Here is a 9,305-nt window from a genome sequence, read left to right on the forward strand (position 1 = left end):
GCCGCGCCAGCGCGGCGGTTTTGCCTTATCCGAGGAGTTGCACTATGGCCAGCTATGGCATGAACGACGTCAAGAACGGCATGAAGATCCTGGTCAATGCCGAACCGGCGGTCATCACCGACACCGAGTACGTCAAGCCGGGCAAGGGCCAGGCCTTCACCCGCGTCAAGTACCGCCTGATCAAGTCCGGCCGCGTGCAGGAAGTGACCATGAAGTCGACCGACTCGATGGAAGCGGCCGACGTCCTCGATACCGACATGCAGTACCTCTACAGCGACGGCGAGTACTGGCACTTCATGCAGCCGGAAAGCTTCGAGCAGGTCCAGGCCGACAAGAGCGGCATGGGCGGCGCGGAGAAGTGGCTCAAGGGCGAAGAGCAGTGCGTGGTCACCCTGTGGAATGGCACCCCGATCGCCGTGCAGCCGCCGAACTTCGTCGAGCTGAAGATCACCGAGACCGACCCGGGCGTGCGCGGTGATACCTCCGGCGGCGGCGGCAAGCCGGCCACGCTGGAAACCGGCGCGGTGGTGCGCGTGCCGCTGTTCGTCGGCCAGGAAGAGGTGATCCGCGTGGACACCCGTTCCGGCGAATACGTCTCGCGCGTGAAGTAAGCCCATGAAGGACCTGGGCGTGGTCAAGGAAGAACACGAAGCGGACCTCAAGGACCGCTTTCCGCACGACCGGGTCGTCTTCTTCAGCGACGCGGTGTTCGCCATCGCGATCACGCTGCTGGCGATCGAGCTGAAGCTGCCCGACCACGAGATGGTCGAGCACCTCGGCGCCGCCGCCGCCGCGGGCGAGGTCACCTCGCACTTCATCGCCTACTTCATCAGCTTCCTGGTGACCGGCCTGTTCTGGGTCGGCCACATGCAGACCTGGCGCCACGTGCGCCGGGTCAGCGGCGGGCTGGTGTGGTCCACGCTGCTGCAGCTGATGTTCGTGGCGCTGATGCCGCTGGCCACGCGCGAGTACTCGGTCTATTTCTCCAGCCAGAGCCCCGGCCGGCTGGCGTTCTACGCCTTCGTGCTGGCCGGCATCTCGCTGTTCGCGGTGATCACCCGGCAGATGGTGATCCGCCAGGAGAAGCTGCACGAACGCATCGGCGTGGTCGCCACGCGCTGGCTGTTCTGGCGCGGCATGATCCCGCTGATGCTGTTCGCCGTGGCCATTCCCGCCGCCTCGGTGATCCCGGTGTGGGCCGGTGGCCTGATGTTCGTGATGATCTTCCCGTGCCTGGCCATCGCCAAGCGCTGGGTGCAGCGTAGCGCGCCGGAGGCCGCGTGACCCGCTGCGGGTCGTCGTTCCCCTTTGATGTTCCCGGAGTCGATCCCCCGTGACCCCGTCCGTCCCTGAAACCTGCGACCTGCTCATCGAGGCAGGCTTCGTCGTACCCGTCGAACCGCATGCGGTCGTGCTGGAAGACCATGCCGTGGCCGTGCGCGATGGCGTCATCGTCGCCGTGCTGCCGCAGGCCGAGGCGCGCGCGCGCTTCGCCCCGCGCGAGACCGTCAGCCGCCCCGAGGCCGCGCTGATCCCCGGCCTGGTCAACGCCCATACCCACAACCCGATGACGCTGCTGCGCGGCGTCGCCGACGACCTGCCGCTGATGGTGTGGCTGCAGCAGCACATCTGGCCGGTGGAAGCGGCGGTGATCGGCCCGGAATTCGTCGCCGACGGCACCACGCTGGCGATCGCCGAGATGCTGCGCGGTGGCACCACCTGCGCCAACGAAAACTACTTCTTTCCCGATGCGCAGGCCGCCGTCTACAAGAAGTACGGCTTCCGCGCGCTGGTCGGCGCGCCGGTGATCGATTTCCCGACCGCCTGGGCCAGGAGCGACGACGAGTACTTCGACCGCGCCGGCGAATTGCACGACCAGTGGCGCGACGATCCGCTCGTCTCCACCGCCTTCGCGCCGCATGCGCCGTACACGGTGAGCGACGCCAATTTCGAGCGCGTGCGCATGCTGGCCGACCAGCTCGACGTGCCGGTGCATCTGCACACGCACGAAACCGCGCAGGAAATCGCCGACTCGCTCACCCAGTACGGCCAGCGCCCGCTGGCGCGGCTGGACCGCCTGGGCCTGGTCAACGACCGCCTGATCGCCGTGCACATGACCCAGCTCACCGAGGGCGAGATCCACCTGTGCGCCGAGCGCGGCGTGAGCGTGGTGCATTGCCCGGAGTCCAACCTCAAGCTCGCCTCCGGCTTCTGCCCGGCCTGCGCGCTGGCGCGTGCCGGCGTGAACCTGGCCATCGGCACCGACGGCTGCGCCAGCAACAACGACCTGGACATGTTCAGCGAGAACCGCACCGCGGCCATCCTCGCCAAGGCCGTCGCCAACGACGCCACCGCGCTGGACGCGGCCACCACGCTGCGCGCGGCCACGCTGGGCGGCGCGCGCGCGCTGGGCTTCGGCGAGCGCATCGGCTCGATCGAGGCCGGCAAGCAGGCCGACCTGGTGCTGGTGGACCTGTCCGCGCTGGAAACCCAGCCGCTGCACCACGTGTTGTCGCAGCTGATCTACGCCACCGGCCGCCACCAGGTCAGCGACGTGTGGATCGCCGGCAAGCCCAAGCTGCGCGGCCGCGTGCTGGTCGACATGGACCCGGACGCGCTGGTCGCCAACGCCCGTCAGTGGCGCGACCGCATCCGCCACCACCATCCCGCCTGAGCGCCCTCCAGGACGCAGGGAGTACCCGATGAACACCACGCGCGAAAACACCTCCGACAACTTCCACCAGGCCGAACTGGACAAGTTCGCCGCGCTCGCCAACCGCTGGTGGGACGCCGATGGCCCACAGAAGCCGCTGCACGCGCTCAACCCGGTGCGGCTGGAATACGTGGCCGCGCGCATGCCGCTGGCCGGCGCGCGCGTGCTCGATGTCGGCTGCGGCGGCGGCCTGCTCAGCGAGGCGCTGGCCCGGCAGGGCGCGCAGGTCACCGCCATCGACCTGGCGCCTGAACTGGTCAAGGTCGCGCGCCTGCACAAGCTCGAATCCGGGCTGGACGTGGATTACCGCGTGCAGTCGGTGGAAGACCTCGCCGCCGAGGCGCCGGGCAGCTTCGATGCCATCACCTGCATGGAAATGCTGGAGCACGTGCCGCGCCCCGGCGCGATCCTCGATGCCTGCGCCACCCTGCTCAAGCCGGGCGGCAAGCTGTTCCTGTCCACGCTCAACCGCACCCCGGCCGCGTTCGCGGTGGCGATCGTCGGCGCCGAGTACATCGCGCGCCTGCTGCCGCGCGGCACGCACCACTACCAGGACTTCATCAAGCCCTCGGAGCTGGCGGCGTGGTTGCGCCAGTCCAGGCTGCAGATCGAGGACGTCAGCGGCCTGGCCTACGAGCCGTGGCGCGGCAGCGCCCGCCTGAGCCCGCGCACCGACATCAACTACCTGGCCTGGGCGAGCAAGCCGGTGTCCACCGATGCCTGAGGCCGCCGGCGGATTCCCGCGCGCGGTCCTGTTCGACCTCGATGGCACGCTGCTGGACAGCGCGCCGGACATGCTCGCCACCGCCAATGACATGCGCGCCGCGCGCGGCCTGTTGCCGCTGGCGCTCGCGCAGCTGCGCCCGGTCGTGTCCAAGGGCGCGCGCGCCATGCTCGGCGTCGCCTTCCCGCAGTGGGATGCGGCCGAGCGCGACACCCACGTGCCGGAGTTCCTGCAGCGCTACGAAGCGCTGATCGGCCGCCATGCCGTGCTGTTCGACGGCGTGGAGGCGATGCTGCGCACCCTGGAAGATGCGGGTACGCGCTGGGGCATCGTCACCAACAAGCCCGAATACCTGGCGCGGCTGATCCTGCCGCAGCTGGACTGGGAAGCGCGTTGCGCGGTGCTGATCGGCGGCGACAGCCTGCCCGAGCGCAAGCCGCACCCCCTGCCGCTGCAGGTGGCCTGCGAGCGCATGGGCGTGGCGGTGGGCGATACCGTTTACGTGGGCGATGACGAGCGCGATATCCTCGCCGCGCGTGCGGCGGGCATGCCTTCGGTGGCGGCGTTGTGGGGCTACCGGCTGGACGAGGACGATCCGCTGTCCTGGCAGGCGGACCGCATGATCGAACAGCCGTTCGCCCTGTGCGCCCCCGAAGCCTGGCCGGCCACGCCGGCGGCCTGAATTCCTTTCGGCCCGCGCCTGCGGGCCCCGTTCCCTTGGATTTGCGCATGAGCACGACCAGCGCCCTCGACAGTTTCCTCGACAAATGGCGCGACCGCTGGCCCGAATGGGAAGTGGCCGGGCGCTTCGTGCCGGCCGACCTGCAGCGCACGACGCTGGCATGGTTCGCGCTGCTGCAGGAGTTCGAGGACATCATGAACATCAGCGGCGACCCGCTGCCGGCCGACGCCAAGCTGGCGTGGTGGCAACAGGAGCTGCGCGACTGGAGCGGGCGGCGTTCGCGGCACCCGCTGGGGCGCGTGCTGGAGCCGGTGACCGCGCCGTGGGCGCAGCTGGCCGAGGCGTTGCCGGCGATGCAGGAATCCCGTGGCCAGCCGTTGTCGATGGATGCCGCGCTGGCGGTGCTGCAGCCGTTCGCCGAGGCGGTGGTGGCGGTGGAGGCGGCGCTGTTCGGACGCGCGCGCCCGGCCGATGCGCGCGCGCTCGCGGTGCAGTGGCTGTCGACGCGGATGGCCGTGGCCGGCGCGGCGGCGTTGCCGGCGGGTGTCGAACTGCCGGCCTGGCGTGCGCAATTGCTGGCGCAGTGGCCGGGCAAGGCCGCGCTGGCACAGCCGCATCGGATCTGGTCGCGACTGGCGCGGCTGCGCTTGCAGCGTGAGCAGGCAGGGCAGGCGGCCTGGGCGCCGCCGCTGCAGCAGCTGTGGCACGCGTGGCGCGCGGCCAGCGGCGGCGCGTGACGGCGCGGTCAAGCACGCGGCGCATCTGATCACGCCGGCTTGCCGGCCAACACTGACACTCGACCCCGACACCGCGCGCCGCGTGGTGATGGGAGCGAGCACGATGGCCGATCAGCAGGAACTGGAAAAGCGTTTCTGGAAGACCCTCAAATCCGACCGCACGGTCATGCTGGGTCTGGCCGCCGCCGAGGACGGCCACGCACAGCCGATGACCGCGATGATCGAAGGCGACGAAGGCGGTCCGATCTGGTTCTTCACCGCGCGCGACAACGGCTTGCTCAACGCACTGGGCGGCGGCATGGCCGCCGCGAACGCGCAGCTGGTGGGCAAGGGGCACGAGGTGTTCGCGAGCATCGCCGGCACGCTGCGCGAGCAGACCGACCGCGCGGTGGTGGAACGCCTGTGGAATCCCTTCATCGCCGCCTGGTACGAAGGCGGCAAGGATGACCCGAAGCTGGTGCTGCTGCGCCTGGACCCCGCGCATGCGCAGGTGTGGCTCAACGAGAACAACCTGCTGGCGGGCGTGAAGCTGCTGCTGGGCGTGGACCCGAAGAAGGATTACGCCGACAAGGTGGGTGAAGTGCCGCTTTGATCGCGCGGCGCCTTACGGCGCAGCCTTGCTCCGCTCCAGCACCAGCAGCGGGTCGATCCGCACGTCGAACCAGTTCATGCCCCAATGCAGGTGCGGCCCGGTCGCGCGGCCGGTCGCGCCGACCGCGCCAATCACCTGGCCCTGCTGCACGCGGTCACCGACCTTCACGTCGATCCGCGACAGGTGCAGGAAGTTCGAACTCACGCCGAATCCATGGTCGAGCAGCACCGTGCCGCCAGTGAGGTAGAGATCCGGCGCGGCGAACGTGATGACGCCCGCCGCCGGTGCCTTTACCGGCGTGCCGGTCGGCACCGCGATATCCATGCCCGAATGCCCCGCGCCGGGCTGCCCGTTGTACACGCGCGCATTGCCGAAGCGCCCGCTGATGCGACCCTGCACCGGCCAGATGAAGGCCTGGGCGAAATCCGGCCGCGCATCGTCGCGCGCTCGGGCGGCGGTCACCTGCGCCTGCTCGCGCTGGATACGCGCGGCGATCTCCGGCGGCGGGTTCACCGTCTTCGGCGGCACGCCATTGACCTGCTCGGTCGGCCAGTCGCGCGGCGTCACCGTGATCGCGGTGGGCGTGCGCGTGCCGCCGGGCGGCGTCACCTGCACGGTCAGCGGGCCTTTCTCGTCGCGGCCGATGCCGAACACCACGCTGCCGTAATCACTGACGCGCAGCTGCCGGCCGCCATATTCCACCGTGCTGCCGGGCGGCACCTTGCCGATCACCAGCGCGCCTTGCGACGCACTGGCGGGAAACACCACGCGGGTGTCGGCGGCCTGCGCTGCGGCCATGCCGGGCAGCGCGAGCCCGGCCAGCAGCAGCCAGCCGGCGAAACGCGACGCCACCGGCATCAGCGGTCGAACCGCAGGCGCTGGCCCTGCGGGGTGCCGACCAGCTTCGTGCCGTCCCACACCTGCTGGCCGTTGACCCAGGTCGAGCCGATCTTCGAGCGGAACGTGGTGCCCTCGAACGGCGACCAGCCGCACTTGGACAGCACGTCCTCGCGCTTCACGGTGAACGGCGTGTCGTCCACCAGCACCAGGTCGGCCCAGTAGCCCTCGCGCAGGAAGCCGCGCTCGGCCACGTTGAACAGCAGCGCCGGCGCGTGCGCGAACTTGTGCACGATCTTCTCGATCGGCAGGCGGCCCTCGTGCACCAGCTCCAGCGCGGCGACCAGCGCGTACTGCACCAGCGGCAGGCCGGACGGCGCCTGCGCGTAGGGCTTCTGCTTCTCTTCCCAGGTATGCGGGGCGTGGTCGGTGGCGAGCACGTCGATGACGTCCTCGGCCAGGGCGCGGATCAGCGCCTCGCGATCGCTGGCGTCCTTGATCGACGGGTTGCACTTGATCAGGTTGCCGAGGCGCTCGTAATCGGCGCGGTCGAAGCGCAGGAAGTGGATGCAGGTCTCGGCGGTGATGCGCTTGCCTTCGATCGGGCCCGGGGTGAACAGCGCCAGCTCGTCGGCGGTGGAGATGTGCAGCACGTGCAGGCGGGTACCGTGCTTCCTGGCCAGCGACACCGCCAGTTGCGAGGACTTCAGGCAGGCCTCGCGCGAGCGGATGTCCGGGTGCATCGAGGCGGTGAGGTTGTCGCCGTACTTCTCCACGTACGCCTTCATGGTGGCGTCGATGGTCGGCGTGTCCTCGCAGTGGGTGATGATCGGCGTGGGCGCGTCGCGGAAGATCGCGTCCAGCGTTTCCGGGTTGTCCACCAGCATGTTGCCGGTGGAGGCGCCCATGAACACCTTGATGCCCGGCGCGGTCTTCGGGTCCAGCTGCTGGATGTCGGCCAGATTGTCGTTGCTGGCGCCCAGGTAGAAGCCGTAGTTGCCCCACGCGCGGCCGGCGGCCATGTCGTACTTGGCCTGCAGCGCGGCGGCGTTGAGCGTGGGCGGGTTGGTGTTGGGCATGTCCATGAAGCTGGTCAGCCCGCCGGCGACGGCGGCGGCGGATTCGGTCGCCACGTCGCCCTTGTGGGTCAGGCCCGGCTCGCGGAAGTGCACCTGGTCATCGATCATGCCGGGCAGCAGCCAGCGGCCGGCGGCGTCGACCACCGTTTCGCCGGGCGCGGCGGCGAGCTGCGCGCCGATCTCGGCGATGCGGCCATCCTCGCCGATGCGCAGGTCGGCATCGAACTGGCGGCCTTCGTTGACCAGGCGGGCGTTGACGATCAGGGTGCGGGTCATGGCGTTTTTCCTGTGCAGCGGCAAGAAGAGTGGGCCTCGGCCTCGGGAACCGGGTCGAAGCCGCCGGGATGGAAGGGATGGCAGCGGCCCACGCGGCGCGCGGCCAGCCAACTGCCGCGCAGCGCGCCGTGGCGGGCGAGGGCAGTCATGGCGTATTCCGAACAGCTGGGCGCGAAGCGGCAGCGCGGTCCGAGCAGCGGACTGACGAAGCGCTTGTAGAAGCGCAGCAGGGCGATGAGCAGGCGGGCGATCACGGCGTTCATCATATGCCAACGGCCTTAATGCGATGTTGCCCCTCCCGATGGTGTACGTTATAAAGGCCCGCTTTCCCGGGCCCCGGGGGAACCAAGGAAGAGCGTTTCGTGGCTGCTAAAAAACCTGCAAAGAAGGCCGTCAAGGCCGCCAAGAAAACCGCCAAGCCTGTTGTGAAGAAGGCGGCGGCCAAGACCGCTGCCAAACCGGTCGCCAAGGCTGCGAAGACCGCGGCGAAGAAGCCGGTCGCCAAGCAACCGGTGGCCAAGAAGGCCGCCGCGAAGAAGGCTGCTCCCGTCAAGAAGGCCGTGGTCGCCAAGAAGGCGGCGGCGGTCAAGACGCCCGTGAAGAAGACGGCTGCCAAGCCCGCCCCGAAGCCGGTGGCGAAGCAGGCGGCCAAGGCACCGGCCAAGGCCGCCGCCGCGAAGCCGGCGCCCAAGCCGGTGGTTGCCAAGGCGGCTGCCAAGCCGGCGCCCAAGCCCGCACCGAAGACGGCTGCCAAGCCGGCTCCGGCCAAGACTGTTCCGGTCAAACCCGCTCCGCAGCCTGCTGCCGCGCCCGCCCCCAAGGCGGTCCCGGCCAAGCCGGCAGCCGCGACGCCGACCCCGCAATCCAAGAATCCCGTGCCTGTTTCGAAATCTTCAGCGAAGACCCCCACCAAGACCGAATCCCAGGCCAAGCCGGCCGCTGTCCGCCCGACGGGCAAGGTCGCCGTCGCCGTCGTGTCGCGGGCGCCGAGCCCGTCGCCGCGCACCAAGTTCAAGGTCGTGGAATACACCACCGACGAAGTGACTGGCCGTCCCGTCCTGCCGAAGGGCTACAAGCCCGCCGCGGACGAGGAGTACATGAGCCCGTTGCAGCAGGAATACTTCCGCCAGCGCCTGCAGCAGTGGCGCAACGACCTGGTCGAAGAATCCAAGCAGACCATCGAGAACCTGCGCGAGGAAGTGCGTGACATCGGCGACGAAGCCGAGCGTGCGACCCGCGAAACGGAGAACTCGCTGGAACTGCGTACCCGCGACCGTTACCGCAAGCTGATCGGCAAGATCGACAGCACCCTCAAGCGCCTGGAAGCCGGTGACTACGGTTACTGCGTGGACACGGGCGAGGAGATCGGCCTGGAGCGCCTGGAAGCGCGCCTCACCGCCGAGCGCACGATCGACGCGCAGGAGCGCTGGGAACACATGCAGAAGCAGCAGGGCGACTAACGTCAACCAGCCATGCAAAAAAAAGGACCCGCCGAAAGGCGGGTTTTTTGTTTCAGGGAACAAGACGCGCTTGATGGTGGGAGGGTCTTCGTCGCCTGCGGGGTGGCCGGGCCCTTTCCGGGACCGTTGGCGACATGGATGTCGCCGACGAGCCCCCAGGGATGGGTTCACGGCGTGTCCCGGAAAGGGCCCGCCCCCGGTCGCC

Annotated in this window: 11 protein-coding genes; 8 read left to right on the forward strand and 3 right to left on the reverse strand. The window is 69.4% G+C overall.

Annotated features, from left to right (window positions below):
* Nucleotides 1-44 precede the first annotated feature (44 nt).
* From efp to ARC20_RS13655, 7 genes are all read left to right on the forward strand, one after another.
* A complete protein-coding gene (gene efp / locus ARC20_RS13625) occupies nt 45-611 on the forward strand; it encodes an elongation factor P (RefSeq protein WP_057648037.1) in 567 nt (188 codons plus the stop codon).
* Between the two features lie 4 nt (nt 612-615).
* Nucleotides 616-1,284: a TMEM175 family protein gene (locus tag ARC20_RS13630; RefSeq protein WP_057648038.1), complete on the forward strand. Its 669-nt coding sequence runs from the start codon at nt 616-618 to the stop codon at nt 1,282-1,284.
* 49 nt (nt 1,285-1,333) lie between these two features.
* A complete protein-coding gene (locus ARC20_RS13635; protein WP_057648040.1) occupies nt 1,334-2,674 on the forward strand; it encodes a TRZ/ATZ family hydrolase in 1,341 nt (446 codons plus the stop codon).
* Nucleotides 2,675-2,702: 28 nt separating this feature from the next.
* On the forward strand, nt 2,703-3,437 hold the full coding sequence (gene ubiG, locus ARC20_RS13640; RefSeq protein ID WP_057648042.1) for a bifunctional 2-polyprenyl-6-hydroxyphenol methylase/3-demethylubiquinol 3-O-methyltransferase UbiG: 735 nt from the start codon (nt 2,703-2,705) through the stop codon (nt 3,435-3,437).
* On the forward strand, nt 3,430-4,119 hold the full coding sequence (locus ARC20_RS13645) for a phosphoglycolate phosphatase (RefSeq protein WP_057648044.1): 690 nt from the start codon (nt 3,430-3,432) through the stop codon (nt 4,117-4,119). The genes ubiG and ARC20_RS13645 overlap by 8 nt, the downstream gene beginning before the upstream one ends.
* Nucleotides 4,120-4,166: 47 nt before the next feature.
* A complete protein-coding gene (locus tag ARC20_RS13650) occupies nt 4,167-4,856 on the forward strand; it encodes an isoprenoid biosynthesis enzyme family protein (protein WP_057648045.1) in 690 nt (229 codons plus the stop codon).
* Between the two features lie 88 nt (nt 4,857-4,944).
* The gene (locus tag ARC20_RS13655; RefSeq protein WP_425478518.1) at nt 4,945-5,448 is read left to right on the forward strand and encodes a pyridoxamine 5'-phosphate oxidase family protein; all 504 of its coding nucleotides are present in this window, start codon (nt 4,945-4,947) and stop codon (nt 5,446-5,448) included.
* A gap of 12 nt (nt 5,449-5,460) precedes the next feature.
* On the opposite strand, the gene ARC20_RS13660 is transcribed toward ARC20_RS13655, so the two are convergent.
* Genes ARC20_RS13660 through yidD form a run of 3 tightly spaced genes read right to left on the reverse strand, consistent with a single transcriptional unit; the run spans nt 5,461 to nt 7,903 of the window.
* Nucleotides 5,461-6,306 (reverse strand): M23 family metallopeptidase, encoded by an 846-nt coding sequence (locus ARC20_RS13660; RefSeq protein ID WP_057648048.1) that lies wholly within the window; start codon nt 6,304-6,306, stop codon nt 5,461-5,463.
* A complete protein-coding gene (locus tag ARC20_RS13665) occupies nt 6,306-7,640 on the reverse strand; it encodes a dihydroorotase (protein ID WP_057648051.1) in 1,335 nt (444 codons plus the stop codon). Before ARC20_RS13665 ends, ARC20_RS13660 begins: the two co-directional genes overlap by 1 nt.
* On the reverse strand, nt 7,637-7,903 hold the full coding sequence (yidD, locus tag ARC20_RS13670; RefSeq protein ID WP_425478519.1) for a membrane protein insertion efficiency factor YidD: 267 nt from the start codon (nt 7,901-7,903) through the stop codon (nt 7,637-7,639). The genes ARC20_RS13665 and yidD overlap by 4 nt, the downstream gene beginning before the upstream one ends.
* 99 nt (nt 7,904-8,002) lie before the next feature.
* Between yidD and dksA the strand changes: the two genes are divergently transcribed.
* A complete protein-coding gene (gene dksA, locus ARC20_RS13675; RefSeq protein WP_057648053.1) occupies nt 8,003-9,100 on the forward strand; it encodes an RNA polymerase-binding protein DksA in 1,098 nt (365 codons plus the stop codon).
* The last annotated feature ends 205 nt before the right edge of the window (nt 9,101-9,305 follow it).

The sequence above is a fragment of the Stenotrophomonas panacihumi genome (assembly GCF_001431645.1).
Classification (GTDB): domain Bacteria; phylum Pseudomonadota; class Gammaproteobacteria; order Xanthomonadales; family Xanthomonadaceae; genus Stenotrophomonas_A; species Stenotrophomonas_A panacihumi.